Origin of the sequence: Pseudomonas monachiensis (assembly GCF_047345015.1) — a bacterium.
GTDB classification, from domain to species: Bacteria; Pseudomonadota; Gammaproteobacteria; order Pseudomonadales; family Pseudomonadaceae; genus Aquipseudomonas; species Aquipseudomonas monachiensis.
In genome coordinates, this window is record NZ_CP178857.1 from 3,389,959 (window position 1) to 3,408,023 (window position 18,065).

The 18,065-nt window shown below is 62.6% G+C and carries 16 protein-coding genes; 6 read left to right on the forward strand and 10 right to left on the reverse strand.

Going from position 1 to position 18,065, the window contains the following annotated elements; translation table 11 throughout:
- Positions 1–176: 176 nt before the first annotated feature.
- The 5 genes from ACMDB8_RS15030 to pedF form a co-directional block, all read right to left on the reverse strand.
- A complete protein-coding gene (locus tag ACMDB8_RS15030; RefSeq protein ID WP_056727790.1) occupies positions 177–1,952 on the reverse strand; it encodes a PQQ-dependent methanol/ethanol family dehydrogenase in 1,776 nt (591 codons plus the stop codon).
- Between the two features lie 187 nt (positions 1,953–2,139).
- Entirely contained in the window at positions 2,140–3,078 is a 939-nt protein-coding gene (locus ACMDB8_RS15035) for a quinoprotein relay system zinc metallohydrolase 1 (protein ID WP_409078799.1), read from the reverse strand.
- 31 nt (positions 3,079–3,109) lie between these two features.
- A complete protein-coding gene (locus ACMDB8_RS15040; RefSeq protein WP_056727794.1) occupies positions 3,110–3,871 on the reverse strand; it encodes a quinoprotein dehydrogenase-associated SoxYZ-like carrier in 762 nt (253 codons plus the stop codon).
- 10 nt (positions 3,872–3,881) lie between these two features.
- Positions 3,882–4,757, reverse strand: coding sequence for a substrate-binding periplasmic protein (locus tag ACMDB8_RS15045; RefSeq protein ID WP_223542602.1), 876 nt, complete (start codon positions 4,755–4,757; stop codon positions 3,882–3,884).
- A gap of 3 nt (positions 4,758–4,760) precedes the next feature.
- Positions 4,761–5,222, reverse strand: a complete 462-nt coding sequence (gene pedF / locus ACMDB8_RS15050) for a cytochrome c-550 PedF (RefSeq protein WP_056727798.1) — start codon at positions 5,220–5,222, stop codon at positions 4,761–4,763.
- 210 nt (positions 5,223–5,432) lie between these two features.
- Between pedF and ACMDB8_RS15055 the strand changes: the two genes are divergently transcribed.
- The 6 genes from ACMDB8_RS15055 (at position 5,433) to ACMDB8_RS15080 (ending at position 10,540) form a co-directional block, all read left to right on the forward strand.
- A complete protein-coding gene (locus ACMDB8_RS15055; protein ID WP_409078767.1) occupies positions 5,433–6,617 on the forward strand; it encodes an ABC transporter substrate-binding protein in 1,185 nt (394 codons plus the stop codon).
- A 30-nt stretch (positions 6,618–6,647) separates the two neighbouring features.
- Positions 6,648–7,607: a YVTN family beta-propeller repeat protein gene (locus ACMDB8_RS15060; RefSeq protein WP_056727801.1), complete on the forward strand. Its 960-nt coding sequence runs from the start codon at positions 6,648–6,650 to the stop codon at positions 7,605–7,607.
- Positions 7,604–8,335, forward strand: a complete 732-nt coding sequence (locus ACMDB8_RS15065; protein ID WP_409078766.1) for an ABC transporter ATP-binding protein — start codon at positions 7,604–7,606, stop codon at positions 8,333–8,335. Before ACMDB8_RS15060 ends, ACMDB8_RS15065 begins: the two co-directional genes overlap by 4 nt.
- Positions 8,332–9,123, forward strand: a complete 792-nt coding sequence (locus ACMDB8_RS15070; protein WP_056727804.1) for an ABC transporter permease — start codon at positions 8,332–8,334, stop codon at positions 9,121–9,123. The genes ACMDB8_RS15065 and ACMDB8_RS15070 overlap by 4 nt, the downstream gene beginning before the upstream one ends.
- 137 nt (positions 9,124–9,260) lie before the next feature.
- Entirely contained in the window at positions 9,261–9,818 is a 558-nt protein-coding gene (locus ACMDB8_RS15075; RefSeq protein ID WP_056727806.1) for a PQQ-dependent catabolism-associated CXXCW motif protein, read from the forward strand.
- Between the two features lie 56 nt (positions 9,819–9,874).
- Complete coding sequence (locus ACMDB8_RS15080) at positions 9,875–10,540, forward strand: response regulator transcription factor (protein WP_007976602.1); 666 nt, start codon at positions 9,875–9,877, stop codon at positions 10,538–10,540.
- Between the two features lie 141 nt (positions 10,541–10,681).
- Here ACMDB8_RS15080 and nahK read toward each other — a convergent pair whose 3' ends face one another.
- From nahK to ACMDB8_RS15105, 5 genes are all read right to left on the reverse strand, one after another.
- Positions 10,682–13,315, reverse strand: coding sequence for a hybrid sensor histidine kinase/response regulator NahK/ErcS' (gene nahK, locus ACMDB8_RS15085; RefSeq protein ID WP_409078765.1), 2,634 nt, complete (start codon positions 13,313–13,315; stop codon positions 10,682–10,684).
- Entirely contained in the window at positions 13,245–14,402 is a 1,158-nt protein-coding gene (nosP, locus tag ACMDB8_RS15090) for a nitric oxide-sensing protein NosP (RefSeq protein ID WP_223542605.1), read from the reverse strand. Before nosP ends, nahK begins: the two co-directional genes overlap by 71 nt.
- A 154-nt stretch (positions 14,403–14,556) precedes the next feature.
- Positions 14,557–15,741, reverse strand: a complete 1,185-nt coding sequence (locus ACMDB8_RS15095) for a porin (protein ID WP_223542606.1) — start codon at positions 15,739–15,741, stop codon at positions 14,557–14,559.
- A 208-nt stretch (positions 15,742–15,949) separates the two neighbouring features.
- On the reverse strand, positions 15,950–16,756 hold the full coding sequence (locus ACMDB8_RS15100; protein WP_409078764.1) for a sulfite exporter TauE/SafE family protein: 807 nt from the start codon (positions 16,754–16,756) through the stop codon (positions 15,950–15,952).
- Positions 16,757–16,765: 9 nt separating this feature from the next.
- Positions 16,766–18,010 carry an FAD/NAD(P)-binding oxidoreductase gene (locus ACMDB8_RS15105; RefSeq protein ID WP_056727816.1) on the reverse strand — a complete coding sequence of 415 codons (1,245 nt, stop codon included), beginning with the start codon at positions 18,008–18,010 and terminating at the stop codon, positions 16,766–16,768.
- Between the last annotated feature and the right edge of the window lie 55 nt (positions 18,011–18,065).

Genomic DNA, 18,065 nt, shown 5'->3' on the forward strand with positions numbered 1-18,065 from the left:
CGTTGGCAGGAGGGGCTCTCGTTATTTGGTCGTAGATTTCACACAAAACACTGTGGGAGCGAGCTTGCTCCGGGCGGCGTTCCGACGATGAGGCCAGCACATTCGCCATTGATGTCGACTGTCAGACCGCTATCGCGAGCAAGCTCGCTCCCACAGGTTATGTGGTGGTCCTGACGTTAATGCTTGGCGACAAGGTCCTTGGGCAACTTGAAGGTCCAGAGCATGCCGCCCTGGTTGAAGTCCTTCACCCGCTTGGCCACTTCACCGCCCCACAGCGGTACCGCGCCGCCCCAGCCGGAGAGCACCGAGACGTACTGTTCGCCGTCCATTTCCCAGGTCACGGGCGAGCCGAGCACGCCGGAACCGGTCTGGAATTCCCAGACCTTTTCGCCGGTCTTGGCGTTGAACGCCTGCAGGAAGCCTTCAGGCGTGCCGGTAAACACCAGATTGCCCTTGGTGGTCAGCACCCCGCCCCACAGCGGCGCGTAGTTCTTGTGGCGCCAGACTTCCTTGCCGGTTTTCGGATCGATGGCCCGCAACACGCCGATGTAGTCTTCGTTCAACGGTTTGATGGTGAAGCCGGCGCCGAGGAACGCCGCGCCTTTCTTGTAGGCGATGCCTTCGTTCCAGATGTCCATGCCCCACTCGTTGGACGGCACATAGAACAGCCCGGTGTCTTGGTTGTAGGCCATCGGCATCCAGTTTTTCGCGCCGAGGAACGCCGGTGCCACGAAGACCGAACTGCCCTTGACTTCCGAGCCTGGGGCACCGGGACGGCTGGCCTCGTTGTAGATCGGCCGGCCGTTCTTATCCAGGCCGGTGGCCCAGGTGATCTTGTCCACGAACGGGAAGCCGCGGATGAATTTGCCGTTGGTACGATCCAGCACGTAGAAGAAGCCGTTACGGTCGGCAGTGGCCGCCGCCTTGATCTCCTTGCCGCCTTCGCTGTAGTTGAACGACACCAGCTCGTTCACGCCGTCGTAGTCCCAACCGTCGTGGGGCGTGCTCTGGAAGTGCCACTTGATGGTGCCATCGTCCGGGTTGAGCGCCAGGCGCGATGAGGAGTAGAGGTTGTCTCCAGGGCGCAGGTGCGAGTTCCACGGTGCCGGGTTGCCGGTACCGAACAGCAGCAGGTTGGTTTCCGGGTCGTAATAGCCGCCCAGCCACGGGGCCGCGCCGCCGGTTTTCCAGAGATCGCCCGGCCAGGTCTTGCCTGCCTCGCCGCCGGAGATGCCGTTTTCCACCGCTTTGCCGTCCTTGTAGACGTAGCCCATATGGCCTTCGACCGTCGGCCGGGTCCACAGCAGATCACCGTTTTTCGGGTCGTAGGCCTCGATCTTGCCCACCACGCCAAACTCGCCACCGGCCACGCCGGTAATCAGCTTGCCGTTGATCACCAGCGGCGCGGCACTGATCGAGTAGCCTTCCTTGTGGTCGGCGACTTTCTTGCTCCACACCACCTTGCCGGTGTCCTTGTTCAGCGCCACGAGCTTGGCGTCGAGGGTGCCGAAAATCACCAGGTCACCATACAGCGCGACGCCGCGGTTGATCACGTCGCAACAAGGACGGATGTCATCGGGCAGGCGTGCATCGTATTGCCAGAGTTTCTTGCCGGTGCGCGCATCCACGGCGAACACCCGGGAATAGGAACCGGTCATGTACATCACGCCGTCCTTGACCATCGGCTGCGCTTGCTGGCCACGTTGTTTTTCACCGCCGAAGGAAAACGCCCACACCGGGCGCAGCTCCTTGACGTTGTCGACGTTGAGAATATCCAGCGGGCTGTAGCGCTGCCCTTGAACGCCGAGTCCGTTGGTCACGACTTGTTCCGGGTTCTTCGGGTCCTGGAGAATGTCCTGGTCGGAAACCCCGGCCAATGCCTGGCCGGACAACAGCATGGCACTGAGCAGCAGGCTCAAGACGAAGGGCTGGCGACGTGCGGGTTGGGTCATGACGGCTTCCTCTGCGGATTTTTGTTATGTCCGGAAAATTTTCCCGGTCTGGTGCAGATTCTTGAGCGCCGCCGCCCTGGCAACAATTGCCCGCAATGAGGAGATTGCTAGTTCCTTGGTACAGGGTGGGGGGTGATGAGCCGCGGATTTTGTGCCCGATGAAAGTCCCCCAGGGGTCTGTGTTTGCTCACTTTTGCGCGTTGGAATCCACCCGCGTCATCCGCCCACGCTCGTAGCGCGGGTACAGATGACTGACGCTGCGGATCAGTTCGTAGCGGCTCAGGTTGATCCCGGCGAAACGTTCGGGGATGGGGCTGCGGATCATCTCGGCCATGTCGCTGCCATTGGCGGCGCCGTCGCGCATCAGTTGATCGAGCCAGGTCAGGTAATCGCGCATTTGCTCGAAGGGTTGTGGGTCGCTCGCCACCGGGCCATGGCCCGGCACAACCTGCGTCCAGGGCAAGCCTTGCAGGGTCGCGATGTCCGCCAGCCACACTGCCAGCCCTGGACTGTTGGGTGTGGTCAGCGCCCGTTGATAAAACACCAGGTCCCCGGCAAACAACACGCCGGTTCGCTGGTCGAGAATAGCCAGATCCGCGCCCGTATGCCCACCCAGGCTCAGCAGACGCAGATCGTGATTCCCAAAACTTTTCACGCCGGGTGTCAGCACCTGGGTAGGCATCACCACTTCGGTGCCACGCATCCAGTCGCCGACCATCCGGTACATATTCTCGGCCATGGCATCGCCTTGCCGGTGCAACAGCTCGGTGGTGCCGGCCAAGGCGCCGATCGGCACGTCGCTGAAGGCTTGGTTGCCCAGCACATGGTCCGGGTGATGATGGGTCAGCAAGACCTCGATCACTGGCTTGTCGGTGGTGGCGGCAATGGCCTTGCGCATCGCTTCGCCGTAGCGCTTCGACGGACCGGTATCGATCACCACCACACCGCGGTCAGTGACGATGAACGCGGTGTTGACGATGTTGCCGCCGTTGGCCTTGGCAAAATTATCGGTGCTGCCTTCCAGCAGCCAAGTGTCCCGGGCGATCTGCCGGGGCTTGAGTGAGTACTCGAGATCGGCCAGGGCCGGCAGACTGACGCTCAGCACCATCAACAGGATCCAGCGCATGCCACGCTCCTTGAGGTCACGCTCCTTGGGGTCAGAGGATCGACGCATTGAACTCATTGCCACTGTTGTCCCGTATTAACAGGCGCGTTTGCCCTGCTCCTTCGATGTCGAAGGCCAGGTTGGGGTTTTCGCTGACTGCGGGAAACAGCTCCAGCCGGGCCAGCACCTGCTCGTTGTGGTCGCGCAACTCGACATGGTTGATGAAGAACTCCGGAATGCCGCTGACCATGCCATTGTCCATGGGATGGGCCACCTGCAACCGCAAACGGCTGAATTCGCCCCGGGGGTAACGGCCGCCGAACACTTCGCCGATGTGCTCTTCCCAGCCTGGTTGCGTGCGCACCACGCTCGGCGCGGTGCAGCCGCCACCCGCCGCATCAATCAGGGTCGAGCCGACATGCCACACGCCGTCGCGGGTCAACACCGCCGCGCGCAAGGGCGTGGCCTGTTCGATGCGAATGCGCAACGACAGCCAAGGCAAAACCGAATCAAGCGGCTGGAAGTCGACGATTTTCGGCAACGGGTTCAGCTCTGCCCAGGCGAGGATTTTCACCACCTCGCCCTTGAACGCCCGGGCGTCGATTTCCAGCGGCACCTGCCGGGCATCTTCGGCAAACGGCGGCGCCAGCAACTTGACCCGCTCATCGAAAACGAACGGCGCATTACCGAGGAACTGCTGCTGATAGAAATTCCACATCACCGATGGCACCGGGTCCTTACCGGGATCGATAGCGCCAGCTTGTGCCGCCAGGCTTAACCAGCAGGCCAACAGACAACTCCCTCGCCATTTCATCGCCTGCTCCTTATTGATACATCTCGGGCACGTCGTACTGCAGGCCGTAATGGCCGTAGATGGTCTTCACCGAACCCTCGCGGATCAGGCCTTCGAGCGCCTCTTCCACGGCATAGGCCAGTTGCCGGTTGCTTTCGTGCACCGCCATGCCGATTTCCCAAAGTTGCTTGCCCATGTTCGGGTAGGCGTTCTCAGCCAGTGCCACTTGCGGGTCGGCCGCTTCATGGACCTGCCAGTCGATTTCGCCGCGCATGGCCATCACCGCGTCGACCTCGCCGGCCTTCATCCCGGCAAACGCCTGGGGCACGCCGGGATAGTGATGGGTCTTGCCAGCGAGCATGCCGTTGAACACCGACGTCAGGTAGAACGACGGCACGCTGTCGACTTCGACACCAATCGGGTGATGCTCGAACACCGCGACGCTGGCGACCTTGTCCAGCCGCCGGCGGTCATAGGCCACCTGCCATTGTTCGTTCTGGTACGGACCGAACATCACCACTTGGCCGTTGACCAGTTCGCCGAACTCGTTGCGCTTCTGCGCGTAGTCACGGTCGTAGGGCACGCGCATCATCAGGTCGGCCAGTTGCTGGTTGTGCAAGGCACTGGCACGCCAGATGTAATCGCGCAGGTCGTCGTCGAGCTTTTCCCCGGCCGGTGCCCAGATCAGTGTCAGGCGCACGCCGAGCGCCTTGGCCAGGGCCTCGGCGAGCTCGACATCGACACCCTGGGGCTTTCCGGCGCGTTCAAAGCTGTAGGGGGCGAAGTCCTTGTAGACCGCCACCTTAAGCTCCCCGGCGGCGATCATTTCGTCGTAGTTGCGAACCTGCGCCTGCGCCGCCTGGCAGCACAGCCACAGAGCGCCGATCAACACCGCGAGCAGGCGCATGGGTCACTCCTCGACGTGCACAGTGTCCAGATAAGTGCGCACTGCCCACAGGGCTTCCTGACTCAGGTAGTCGGCCATCTTCGGCATGTACACCCGACCGTCGCGCACCGCGCCATGGCGCACCCGTTCGGCGAACCATTCATCGCCCGACTCACCGACATCAAGCATGCGCAAGTCGGGGGCGATACCGCCGGACTTGGCTTCCAGGCCATGACAGGCCGCGCAGTTCTGGGTGTACGCAGAAGCACCGATTTCCACTGCTTTGTCATGTTCCGGGGCGGTGCGATACGGGTTCACCGCGGCCCAGCCATCGGCATCGAGTTGCACACCGGCGTCCTTGATCGGGGTCAGCCCCGGGGTGGCCACGGCCTGTGGCACCACGTTGCCGTGGGCCCAGACGGAACCTGCACTGATCAAACTGGCCAATAGCCCGGTCACGAGCAAGGCGTTGCGTCTTGTTGTCATTGTTATGCCCTCTGGATTGCACGCAAAACCTCTTGGCAGAGGCTATGGCAGCCATCTTAGAAACGGTATCGCACTCACCCCATGCTGCTTTGGTGGTCGCCACCTAGTCCCTTGGTAGTAAGGCGCTGGATGGACACCACCGGTACTTTCTGCATATTTCCTCAGCTTCACGGGCTACCTAAGCTGGCGCTACCTGTAATGGAGTGCCCTATGCGCCCGCTCATCCCTTACGCCCTGATCTACCTGCTGGCGATTGCCTGCGCCGCCGGCCTGGCCACCCAGAGCCAGGCCAGCGAAGCGCCCTTGCAGGTGCGGATCGGCTACCTGGGTTATCGCCCCGACCCCGGCCCGCTGCTGTCCAGCGTCATCCCCGAGCCCACCGATGCCGGGCTGCGCGGCGCCGAACTGGCGATCACCGACAGCAACAGCACCGGGCGTTTTCTCAACCACGGCTACAGCCTGGTCAGCGCCAATGTCGACAGCCCCGAGGCCTTGCTCGAAGCGGCAAAGGCGCAGCATGAACAAGGCCTGCGCCTGTTTGTAGTCAATGCCCCCGCGACCAGCCTGCGCCAATTGAGTGCAGCACTGCCCGACAGTCTGCTGTTCAACGCCGGTAGCCCCGATGACAGCCTGCGCACCACCGATTGCCTGGCGAACGTGCTGCATACCTTGCCGAGCCGGGCGATGCTCGCCGATGCGCTGGCGCAGTTTCTGGTGCTGCGCAAATGGCAGCGGGCGCTGCTGATCGTCGGCCCGACGCCCGACGATCAAGCCTATGCCGCCGCCCTGCGCCGCGGGGCCAAGCGCTTTGGCTTGCAACTGGTGGCGGAAAAACCCTGGAGCTTCGATAACGACCAACGCCGCAGCGCCCAGGCGGACATGCCGCTGTTCACCCAGACCGCCGAGTACGACGTGGTACTGGTGGCCGATGAACGCGGCGACTTCGGAGAATACGTGCCCTACCAGACCTGGTACCCGCGCCCGGTCGCCGGCACCCAGGGCCTGACCCCGGTGGGCTGGCACAAGACCGTGGAAACCTACGGCGCCGCGCAGCTGCAAAAACGCTTCGAAGCCCTGACCGGGCGCTGGATGAATGACCGTGATTTCGCGGCATGGATGGCCGTGCGCAGTATCGCCAGCGCCGTGAGCAAACTGCGCCAGGCCGAGCCGAGGGCGATCCGTACGCTGGAAATCAGCGACCAGTTGCCCCTCGACGGCTTCAAGGGCCGCAAGCTCAGCTATCGGCCGTGGAACGGCCAGTTGCGCCAGCCGATTCCCATCGTCCAGCCACGGGCGCTGGTCAGCACCTCACCCCAGGACGGCTTTCTGCACCCCTTCAACGAGATGGACAGCCTGGGCTACGACAAACCCGAGGTCAGCTGCCGTTTTCCCTGATCCGATAATCACAACAACAAGGAATCCGCCATGCGCCGCACCCTGCTCTCTTGCATCATGCTGCTCGCCGCTGGCCATGCCGTTGCCAGCACTGCCTGGGTCTCCAACGAAAAGGACAACAGCCTGAGCCTGATCGACCTGCAGACCCTGCAAGTCACCGACACCCTGCCCGTCGGCCAGCGCCCCCGCGGCCTGCTGCTGTCCCATGACAACAAACTGCTGTACATCTGCGCCAGCGACTCGGACCGGGTCCAGGTGATGGACGTGGCCACGCGCAAGATCATCAAGGAACTGCCCTCGGGCAAAGACCCCGAGCAATTCGCCCTGCATCCGAATAATCGCTGGTTGTACGTCTCCAACGAGGACGATGCGCTGGTCACGGTGATCGACACCGAGACGTCCAAGGTGCTCGGCCAGATCAACGTCGGTGTCGAACCCGAAGGCATGGCCGTCAGCCCTGACGGCAAGTGGGCGGTCAACACCAGCGAAACCACCAACATGCTGCACTGGATCGACACCAGCACCCAGACCCTGGCCGACAGCACCCTGGTCGACCAGCGCCCGCGCTTCGTCGAGTTCTCCCCCGATGGCGCCCAGCTCTGGGCCTCGGCGGAAATCGGCGGCACCGTGACCATTCTCGATGTGGCCAGCCGCACCGTGCTCAAGACCCTGAACTTCCAGATCAAGGGCGTGCACCCGGACAAGGTCCAGCCGGTCGGCATCAAGCTCAGCGCCGATGGCAAGTACGGCTTCGTCGCACTGGGCCCGGCCAATCATGTGGCGGTGATCGATGCCAAGACCTTCGAGATTCTCGATTACCTGCTGGTGGGTCGACGAGTCTGGCAGATGGCATTCACCCCGGATCAGAAGCAACTGCTGGCCACCAACGGCGTCAGCGGCGATGTCTCGGTGATCGATGTCGACAGCCTCAAGGTCAGCAAATCGGTGAAAGTCGGACGCTACCCTTGGGGCGTAGTGGTGACGCCATGAACGCCCTTGAAGTCAGCGACCTGAGTTTCGCCTACGGCGCCCGAGAGGCCTTGCGCAAGGTGAGTTTCAGCCTGGAACCCGGGCGTTTCGCCGCGCTGTTGGGTCCCAATGGCGCGGGCAAGTCGACCCTGATTGCCCTGCTCACCCGGCTCTATGATCTGCAGCACGGCGAGATCCGCGTCGGTGGCAATTCATTGCGCAGCGCGGCACGCCCGGCACTCAAGCAATTGGGTGTAGTGTTCCAGCAAAGCACCCTGGACCTGGACCTCAGCGTCGAGCAAAACCTGCGTTATCACGCCGCATTGCATGGCCTGTCCCGGCGCCAGACCGACCTTCGGGTCGACGCCGAACTGGCCCGTCAGACCCTGACCGATCGCCGTCGCGAACGGGTGCGCGAACTCAATGGCGGCCATCGTCGCCGGGTGGAAATTGCCCGTGCCCTGTTGCACGAACCGCGCCTGTTGCTGCTCGATGAAGCCAGTGTCGGCCTCGACCCGGCGAGTCGCCTGGCACTCAACCAGCACATCCGCGGCCTGTGTCGCGAGGAGCGCATCAGCGTGCTCTGGACCACCCACCTGCTCGACGAAGTGCAGCCCAGGGATGACTTGCTGATCCTGCATCAAGGCCGGCTGGTGGCCAGTGGGCAGGCCGATGCCCTGAGCCTGGAACACGGCGGTGACCTCGGTTCGGCCTTCACCCGCCTGACAACATCGGGAGTTGCCCAATGAACGCTTACTGGCAATGCTTTAGCGGCATCGTGCTGCGCGAGTGGCTGCGCTTTGTGCTGCAACGCACGCGGTTTCTCAGCGCCCTGGTGCGGCCGCTGCTGTGGCTGCTGGTGTTCGCCGCCGGTTTTCGCGCAGCGCTGGGGATCGCGATCATCGAGCCCTACGACACCTACATCCCGTACGAGGTCTACATTATTCCCGGCCTGGCCTGCATGATCCTGCTGTTCAACGGCATGCAGGGATCACTGTCGATGGTCTACGACCGCGAGATGGGCAGCATGCGCGTGCTGCTGACCAGCCCCCTGCCCCGCACCTTTCTGCTGTGCAGCAAACTGTTGGCCACCTCGCTGATTTCGCTGTTGCAGGTGTATGCGTTCCTGGCGATTGCCTGGGTCTACGGCGTGCAGCCACCGGCCATGGGCCTGTTGCTGGCGTTGCCGGCCCTGCTGCTGGTGGCGTTGATGCTCAGCGCCTTGGGCCTGTTGCTGTCGAATGCGATCCGCCAGCTGGAGAACTTTGCCGGGGTGATGAATTTCGTGATCTTCCCGCTGTTTTTCCTGTCATCGGCGCTGTATCCGCTGTGGAAGATGCGCGAGGCCAGCGAGTGGCTGTATTGGCTGTGCGCGGTGAATCCCTTTACCCATGCGGTGGAACTGGTGCGTTTTGCCCTGTATGAACGCTTCAATCCGCTGGCGCTGGCGGTGTGCGTGGGCCTGACGCTGCTGTTCGCCCTGCTCGCCGTGCTGACCTTCAACCCGCAGCATGCTGCCTTGCGCAAAGCCAGCTAACACCACAATCCCCGGTGGGGGATCTTCATTGAACAGGGAGAATTACTACTTTAGTACTGGTTTACCTGTCTATCGTCGCATTCCCAACGCCCCCCCGACTGGCATGTAATAGGTCCATAACTATAAGGACCGAACCCATGCCACGTGCCCGACGTTGCCTGTTGCGCCCCGCTCTCGCCGCCCTGTCGCTGGGCCTGCTGCTGAGCACCGCGCAGGCCGACACAGCGCTGTTCTCCGCCGAGGGTTATCGCATCGGCCTGTACCGCAGCCCGACGCCCGACCAACTGCAAGGCGCAACCATCGTCGATACCCTCACCCTGCAAACCCTGCTCGGCCAAACCCCACGCCCACTGCTGATCGACGTCTACCGCCGTCAGTGGCTGCAAGGGCAATTCATCGAAGACCAGCCCCATGAAAACCTGCCCGGCAGCCATTGGCTGGCCAATACCGGGGATGGCGACCTGACGCCGCAATGGCAGGACTACTTCGCCGGCAACCTGCAAAAGCTGACCGCCGGCGACCCGACCCAACCGCTGGTCTTCTATTGCCGCTCCGACTGCTGGTTGAGCTGGAATGCGGTCAAGCGCGCAGCCACCATGGGCTATAAGACTCTGTATTGGTATCGCGATGGCCTGGACGCCTGGCAAGCGGCCAACCTGCCGGTTTCGCCTGCCCGGCCCGAACCCTTTCCCTGAGCTTTACGCGTGCGTGTTGTTGCCACACCATAATCAAAATAATGAGGTGAAAGGCCATGTACAAAATCCTGATTGCCGACGATCACCCGCTGTTTCGTGAAGCCATTCACAACGTCATCAGCGACGGTTTTGCCGGCAGCGAAGTGATGGAAACCGCCGACCTGGACAGCGCCCTGGCCCTGACCCAGGAACACGACGACCTGGACCTGATCCTGCTCGACCTGAACATGCCCGGCATGCACGGGCTCAATGGCCTGATCAACCTGCGCAACGAAGCGCCGACCATTCCGGTGGTGATTGTTTCCGCCGAGCAGGACAAACAGATCGTGCTGCAAGCCATCACCTACGGCGCGGTGGGTTTCATCACCAAATCGTCACCCCGCGCCCAGATGACCGATGCGATCCAGCAGATTCTCAATGGCAATGTCTACCTGCCCCCGGACATCATCCGCACCGCCAAAAGCAGCACCCACCGGCGGATGAACGACACCCCGAGCTTCCCGCCCGAACTGCTCCAGGCCCTGACCCGCAAGCAACTGCAAGTGCTGGAGCGCATGACCAAGGGCGAATCGAACAAGCAGATCGCCTACACCCTGGAAATCGCCGAGACCACGGTCAAGGCCCACGTCTCGGCAATCCTGCGCAAGCTCAACGTGCACAACCGGGTGCAGGCGATCCTGAGTGCCGGGGATATTGATTTCGGGTCTTATCTGCGGCGTTGAGTCAGCCAGGCCGCGGCGCCCCCTTCGCGAGCAAGCCCGCTCCCACACTGGACCTGCGTCGTACACAAAATCTGTGTTTGATGAAGATCAAATGTGGGAGCGGGCTTGCTCGCGAAGAGGCCAGCACCGACACCCAGAAAATCAAGGCCTGCCGAGCAAATGACTCATCGCCGTCTTCAGTTTCATCGGCCGCACCGGCTTGTGCATCAGGGTGTGGCCCAGTTCGCGGATCTGCTGCTTGAGCTCATTGCTGTAGTTGGCCGTGATCATCATCGCCGGGATCGGTGAGGCACGACGGGCATTGATCCGGGCCACTGCATCGACACCGTTCTGATCGTTATCCAGGTGATAGTCGGCGATCAGCAGGTCGGCCTCGGCGCGGTAGTTGTCCACTTGCCGTGCCAGGTCCTCCTCCGACAGCGCCGTCACCACCCGACACCCCCACCCCTCCAGCAAGGTGCGCATGCCGGCACAGATGGTCGCGTCATTGTCCAGCACCCATATCCTGGCACCCCGCAGGCGCTCAAGCATCGGCTCGCTCATCTGCAGCGTCGGCGGCGGTGTCGGCGCGGTGGCGCTCAAGGGTACTTCGACCGAGAACATCGAACCCCGGCCCGGCCACGAGCGCACATGAATGGGATGCCCGAGGATGCCGGCAATTTTCTCGACGATCGCCAGGCCCAGGCCCAGTCCGCGATCCTGATCCGGTCGCTGCACATCGCCGCGCTTGAATTCCTGGAAAATCTCCTCCAGGCGATGCTCGGCAATGCCCATGCCGCTGTCCCAGACTTCGATCGTCAGGCACTGATGATGCCGCCGGCAACCGAGCACCACGCGACCACTGTAGGTATAGCGAATCGCGTTGCTCAGCAGGTTGCGCAGAATCCGCGCCAGCAACTGGATGTCGCTGCGCACCAGCGCCGAACAGCCGATGAAGTGCAGTTGCAGGCCTTCACTGCGCGCCACCTGGGTGTATTCGGCGGCCAGGTTGTCCAGCAGTTCACTGAGGGCAAACGGCGCGATGTCGGCCTTGATCACCCCTGCATCGAGCTTGGAAATATCCACCAGGGTGCCGAGCAGGTTCTCCACGTCTTCCAGGGAATTACTCACGTTGCGTACCAGAATCTCGCTGGACATCGGCTCTCGGCGTTCCAGCAAGGCACTGGTGAACAATCGCGCCGCATTCAGCGGTTGCAGCAGGTCGTGGCTGACGGCGGCGAGGAACTTGGTTTTCGACAGGTTGGCTTGCTCGGCTTCCTGCTTGGCTTCGCGCAAGCGTGACTCGACCAGGCGCCGCTCATCGATCTCGCGCAGCAACTGGTCGTTGAGGGTGGTCAACTCCGCCGTGCGCTCGCGTACCCGCAGCTCAAGGTTCTGATACGCCTGATGCAGCGCCTCGGCGGTGCGGCGGCGTTCGGTGATGTCGCGGATCAGCACGAAAATCCCCACCACCTCGCCACTGGCCAGACGGTTGGGCACATAGGAGCGCAGCATGTAGCGCTCCTGGTTGTTGACGTTGGTTTCGGCGAACTCGAAGGTCACGCTCTCGCCGGCCAGTGCCCTGGCCACATAGGACTCCAGGCGCTGGTAATGCTGTTCGCTGTGCACTTCACGCAGGCTCTGGCCGAGCATCACGCCGCGGGGCCAGCAGTACCACTCCTCGTAGACCTTGTTGGTGAACTCGTAGACCAGGTCGGCGTTGAGGTAGGCAATCAATGCCGGTACGTGATCGGTGATCAGGCGGATCCAGTGTTCGCTTTCACTCAGCGCTTCGGCGTGCTGGTAGCGTTCGGTGATGTCGGTGAAGGTATTGACGAAACCGCCGGTGGGCAACGGATGGGTGCGGATTTCCAGGACCCGGCCATCGTACAGGCGCTGCTCGCATTCGCGGACCGGTCGCCCGTTGCCGTCGCGACTGGCAGGGGTCAGCAGGTTCAACTCGCTGTCGGCGATCACTTCGGCAAAAGGGCGATGGGCCGCCACCGGCGCCAGGCCGCTCAATTCCAGGAAGCGCCGGTTCCACAATTCCAGGATGCCCTCGGCGCTGACCATCGCCACCCCTTGGGACAGGTTGTCGACCGCCCGTTGCAACAGGTGCGACTTCTGCGCCACCGCCTGCTCGCGGCGCATGGTTTCGCTGAGTTTGACGTCGGTAATGTCGGTGAACAGAATCACCCGCCCCCCTTCCTGGGTCGGCCGCTCGCTGACTTGCAGCCAACGCCCGTTCTGCAGACGGTAAAGCAGGTTTTCGTCGGCGTGCCCGCGAGGCTCTTCGGTGAACAGGGCGTTGTTCATCATCAGCCGCTTGACCTCGGTCAGGCGCATGCCGGCATTGATCCGCACCCGGCTGTTGCTCCAGAACGCCTTGAAGCGACTGTTGAACAGCACGATGCGCTGGTCGGCGTCGAACAACACGAAGGCGTCGGAAATGCTTTCGATGGCATCGATCAGGTGTTGATGCGCGGTTTCCGCGCGCAGGCGGGCTTCGCTGAGCAGATGATTACCGGCCTTGAGTTCAGCCATGGCCTGGTTCAGGGCATCGGTGCGTTCGCGCACTTGCTCGGCCAGCACCACCGAATGCTGGAATGCCGCGTACGGATCGTTGCCGCGAGTCCCCCCGGACTCGACCCGTTCGATCAGCGCGCCATTGATGCGCTGCAGTTTATGGTTTTCCAGGCGCAGCCTGGCCAGTTCGGCCTGCAGCTCAGCGATGTCCCGGGGCACGGCCGCGGGCAATGGCAACGCCGGTGAAGGTCTGGTTGATGTGCATGCCATTGAACTGTTCTCCGTAGGTGTTGAAACCCATCACCCGTTGCTCACGCAAAAACGCGCCGATCTGATCAAGACTGCCGTCGTCTTCGAGTTCCAGACGCCGCAGGAAACAGTCGCAACCGATGGTCAGCAGCAAATCGCCCAGACGCTCCTGCAACCCCTCGAACAGGCTCTGCAGGTTCGGCAGCATCGGCCCCGGGGTCATGGCGGTGAGGACGATGCCGTTTTCCACGGCGCAGTAGAAACTCAGGCTCAGGTCCGGATGCACCTGCTGGATGGCCCGCACGTAGTACTGCTGGTTGATCCGCACCGCCAACGGGTGCGCGGCGAAAACCCGGTGATCGAGCTGCGCCACCGGCACGCCGATGTGCCGGGCGTACTCCTCGGCAGCCGGCTCGGCATTGAGTTCGAAGACCCGGCGCAAGGCGCTGTCGGCCCCGGTGACCACCAGCTTCTCGGCGCGGGGCAGCACGTGGTGGGTGGTGAACACTTCGAAATCCAGCCAGGTATTGACCAGCACCACCACGGCCGCGCCGCTGTGGAATTCGCCATCGAAGTACACATGGGTATGGGTCAGGTAGTTGTCGTCGCCGGCCGAACCTCCGAAATGCGGAATGTCGCCCAGTGCCGCGCTCAAGGCCGCCAGGACCATTTCCTCGCGGCTGGACAGGCCATCGAGCAGGGTCAGGGCAAAGCTGTTGCCCTTGATCGGCGCCAGGGTGTTGCTGCGACAACCACTGACCAGGCGCTCGACCATTTGCTGGGCGTCGATCAGGCTGAAGTGCTCCATCTGGTCGATCAGCTCGATCGCAATGGAAAAGTGCCGGTGATCGAAACCCACCGCCGTCACGCAATTGCGCCCGTAGCCCAGGGGGGTGATTTCCCCGGCGCTGGTGCAGCCCACCAGGCGAATACCGCCGAAGCTTTGCTGCAAGGCCTGGCCCAGCGCCTGCAAGTCGTACTCGGCGGAACAGAAGAACAGCACGAACCCCAGGTGCGGATGCAACAACTGTCGTGCCAGTTCCTGCGCCACCTGCCGGGCATCGGCGGCCTGGGACATTGCACTGATGACGCCTTCGCTCTGCTGCATCCTTACCTCCCGCAGGTGCGTGTGTATGAGGCACGAGTGTACGAAGTCCGTGGGGTGCGACGAATGCTACTTGGGTAGCGGGTAGCCGCTTCGATGGGATGAGACGGTTGGCGACCCTCGCCGCGATGCGCACGGCCAGGGCCACCTCCCGGGGTTACCAGGTCAGCACCGCACCCACGGCAAAGGTGTCGGTGTCTTCGTTCTGCTCGTCGGTGTCGTGGCCGTTGATTTCGAACTGGTTGTACTCGGCCACCAGCTTGAGGTTGTCGTTCACGTCATGGAACAACGCGATGCCGCGGGTCTCGTAGTCCGCGCCGCTGCCGACCACGCCGTTGCCATCGTCATTGGTCTTGCCGTAGGACAAGGCCAGGCGGTTCTTGCCCAGTTTGTAGGAGCCCTGCATCAGGTAGCCGTCGCTGTCGACGTTGCGCAGGGTCGGCTCGCCGGCATTGTTGGTGAAAAACGGGTTGATGCCCTTGGCCTGGAAACCGGACCCGGTGAGGGACAAGCCGCCCATCTTCGCCTGCACGCCATAACCGACACCCTTGGAGGTGACGGTATCGACCGTGGAATCGGTGTTGTCCGAGGTCTGGTAGCTGCCGTTGACCCAGCTGTAGATTTTGGCACCGGCCAGGTCGAACTGATAGGTGACTTCACTCTCGGTACGCGGGTTTTCCTGGTAGGCCTTGCCCGTCGGGCTGCTGTCGTTGGTGTCCACCGGGTCCATGATGCCGACCGCCACGCGCAGACCGTCCATTACCGGGGTGCGATAGGTGATCTGCGAGGTCGGGAACGGATACGGGTAACCGGTGCCGATGTTGCCGAACGACACCCCGCCGCCATCCACCAGCCCCAACGTATCGCTGACCTGACCATAACCGGCAAGCATTTCGTCGAGCAGGATGTTGGAACGGGCGAACAGGCCGAAGTCCTTGCCGATCAGCACTTCGCCCCATTCCGGGTTGGCCACGGTGCCGAAGAACTGCCGCACATCGATGGCGGTGTCGGTGCCGTTGGTTTCGCTGTCGTTGATGGTGACCCAGAACGAGGCACGGGCACCGAGCTTGAGGTCGTCTACCTGCTTGCCCATGTTGAACCCCAGGTAGTTGGGCAAAAAGCCCATCTTGACCCGCGCCTGTCGACGGTCGAACTGATCGCCGGCGCGGTCGACATCGCTGTTCACGTAGAAGGCGTTGATGTAGCCGTCGGTGGAGAACGTGGTCTGGTCCTTGTCGTACAGCATGATATCCGCCTCGGCCACCTGGCTCAGGCCAAGGGCAGACAGGCTGGCGATGAAGGCAGGCAGAAAACGATGCGTGACGTTCTTATTGTTGTGCATGGCGCGCTCCGAAACGGGGACTGAGTGTCGGAGGCGATTATCGAAACCTGACGAGCGGCGCCATACGCTGCCTTGGGGCTGGTTTGCAGCTGCTTTGGATGGGCCGGCGGTGCGTGAGCACCATGGCGTAAGACCGCCGGTCGGCGAGGCTCGCCACTTAGGATGTAGGCCTGTGGACCCCGGTGGCGTCCACAGGAACCGGTACCGGCTAGGCGTTGGCCCGAAACAGCATGTAGGCGGCGACCACGACGCAGATGCTGGCGAAACCGACTTGCAACGCCCGCGCCGGCACCCGGGCGCAGAGCTTGCGGCCGATGATCATGCCAACGATGCTGGAGACGATGAAGGCGATGCCCAAACCATCGATGCGCACCCCGGCATGGAAGGCGCCGATCACGCCGATCGCCGAAATCAGGCTGATCACCATCAGCGACGTGGCAACGATCCCGCGCATCTGCACATCAGTCAGTTGCTTGAACGCCGGGACGATCAGAAAGCCGCCGCCCACCCCCAGCAATCCCGAGACCACACCGGTCACAGCCCCGAGCGCGGCGAGGGTCGCGGTGCATTTGGCGGTCCAGGAAAAGCGCCCGGTCTGTTGATCGAGCATGCAGTTCTTCTGGCCCCAGTTGGCCTGACCGTGATCGCTGGGGCCCTCGTCCTTGCGCTCGCGGCGCAACATCCGCCCGGCCACCACGACCATCAGCAGGCTGAACAGGATCATCAGGATTTTTTCCGGCAACTGATGGGCAAAGTAGATGCCCACCGGCGAAAACACCGCACCGAGCGCGGCGATCAGCAGCGCCGCGCGATAACGCACCAGGCCATGGCGCAAGCCGTCGATGGCGCCGACCGCTGCCGCACTGCCCACCGCAAACAACGCCACCGGAGCGGCCTGGGTCATGCTCCAGCCCAGTCCCAACACCAGGGCCGGGACCGCAAGGATACCGCCGCCGGCGCCAGTCAAGCCGAGCACCAACCCCATCACTACACCAAACAGACTTGCCAGCAACATAGGGAGTTCTCAGTCCACCTTGGACACACGTGTCAGCCACTCGCGGCCCTTGAGCATGCCGTTCCAGTAGAACCACGGCAGCAGTGTCGCCTTCAGCCACCACGCCGAGCAGCGCGGTATCGTCGGGTCAAGGGGAAAGGTCGGCAGCAACTTGCCCGCGTACCCGAACTCGGCAAGGATCACCTTGCCCTTCTCCACCGTCAGCGGACAGGAGCCATAGCCGTCGTACTTCAGCGGCAGCGGCTGTTGCTTGCGCCAGGCCAACAGGTTTTCGGCCACCACCACGATCTGCTTGCGCGCCGCCGCGGCGGTTTTTGCATTGGTGGTGCCGCAGATATCACCCAGGGCGAAGACGCCGGGGTAACACGGATGCTGCAGGCTGTGGGGATCGACCTCACACCAGCCGGCGGCGTCGGCCAACGGGCTGCGGGCGACAAAATCCGGGGCCACCTGAGGCGGAACGACATGCAGCAGGTCAAAGGTCTTTGCCTGGCGGGTGACACTGCCATCGGCATCCCTGACGTCGAACCACGCGGTTTTCGCCGGGCCGTCGACCTTGACCAGATTCGAGTTGAACGCCAACCGGGCTTTGTACTTCTCGATGTATTTCATCAGCGGCGGGACAAAGGTCGGCACTCCGAACAGCGCCGCGCCGGCAAGATTGAACTCGACCTCGATGTTGTTCAGCACACCGGTCTTGTTCCAGTGATCGCAGGACAGGTACAGCGCCTTTTGTGGCGCGCCGGCACACTTGATCGGCATGCCCGGCTGGGTGAACAGTACCTTGCCGCCGCGCAATTTCCGCACCTGGTCCCAGGTGTAGGTCGCGTGGCGATAGCTGTAATTGGAGGTCACACCATGCTGGCCGAGGGTGTCCTCCAGGCCTTCGATTTTCTCCCAGGCCAGGCGCAGGCCGGGGCAGACCACCAGGTTTTGATAGCTGACCGTGCGCCCGTCACCGAGGGTGAGTTGGCACTTGTCGGGATCGATGCCCGTCACGGCAGCCTGCAGCCAATGGGCCCCGCGTGGCATCACCGACGCCATCGGCCGCACGGTGTTTTCCACGTTGTAGGCACCGCCGCCGACCAGCGTCCAGGCCGGTTGATAGTAGTGCCGGGAGTCGGGTTCGATCACGGTGATGTTCAGCTGCGGGCTACGCTTGAGCAGGCTGGCGACCAGGCCGATGCCTGCGGTGCCGCCGCCGATGACCACGATATCTGCACTGATGGATGGGCCCCAGTGTTGATCGTTCATTGCTTGTTCCTTTTGCTGCACGCAAGGATTTTTCTAGTCAATACACAAAACCAAT

Coding starts and splice junctions, on each gene's coding strand:
- ACMDB8_RS15055 (WP_409078767.1), top strand. CDS start 5,433: ATGCGCCCGCTCATCCCTTACGCCCTGATCTACCTGCTGGCGATTGCC.
- ACMDB8_RS15100 (WP_409078764.1), bottom strand. CDS start 16,756: ATGTTGCTGGCAAGTCTGTTTGGTGTAGTGATGGGGTTGGTGCTCGGC.
- ACMDB8_RS15035 (WP_409078799.1), bottom strand. CDS start 3,078: ATGCGCTGGATCCTGTTGATGGTGCTGAGCGTCAGTCTGCCGGCCCTG.
- ACMDB8_RS15070 (WP_056727804.1), top strand. CDS start 8,332: ATGAACGCTTACTGGCAATGCTTTAGCGGCATCGTGCTGCGCGAGTGG.
- ACMDB8_RS15105 (WP_056727816.1), bottom strand. CDS start 18,010: ATGAACGATCAACACTGGGGCCCATCCATCAGTGCAGATATCGTGGTC.
- ACMDB8_RS15030 (WP_056727790.1), bottom strand. CDS start 1,952: ATGACCCAACCCGCACGTCGCCAGCCCTTCGTCTTGAGCCTGCTGCTC.
- ACMDB8_RS15080 (WP_007976602.1), top strand. CDS start 9,875: ATGTACAAAATCCTGATTGCCGACGATCACCCGCTGTTTCGTGAAGCC.
- pedF (WP_056727798.1), bottom strand. CDS start 5,222: ATGACAACAAGACGCAACGCCTTGCTCGTGACCGGGCTATTGGCCAGT.
- ACMDB8_RS15095 (WP_223542606.1), bottom strand. CDS start 15,741: ATGCACAACAATAAGAACGTCACGCATCGTTTTCTGCCTGCCTTCATC.
- ACMDB8_RS15065 (WP_409078766.1), top strand. CDS start 7,604: ATGAACGCCCTTGAAGTCAGCGACCTGAGTTTCGCCTACGGCGCCCGA.
- ACMDB8_RS15060 (WP_056727801.1), top strand. CDS start 6,648: ATGCGCCGCACCCTGCTCTCTTGCATCATGCTGCTCGCCGCTGGCCAT.
- ACMDB8_RS15040 (WP_056727794.1), bottom strand. CDS start 3,871: ATGAAATGGCGAGGGAGTTGTCTGTTGGCCTGCTGGTTAAGCCTGGCG.
- ACMDB8_RS15075 (WP_056727806.1), top strand. CDS start 9,261: ATGCCACGTGCCCGACGTTGCCTGTTGCGCCCCGCTCTCGCCGCCCTG.
- nahK (WP_409078765.1), bottom strand. CDS start 13,315: ATGGCATGCACATCAACCAGACCTTCACCGGCGTTGCCATTGCCCGCG.
- ACMDB8_RS15045 (WP_223542602.1), bottom strand. CDS start 4,757: ATGCGCCTGCTCGCGGTGTTGATCGGCGCTCTGTGGCTGTGCTGCCAG.
- nosP (WP_223542605.1), bottom strand. CDS start 14,402: ATGCAGCAGAGCGAAGGCGTCATCAGTGCAATGTCCCAGGCCGCCGAT.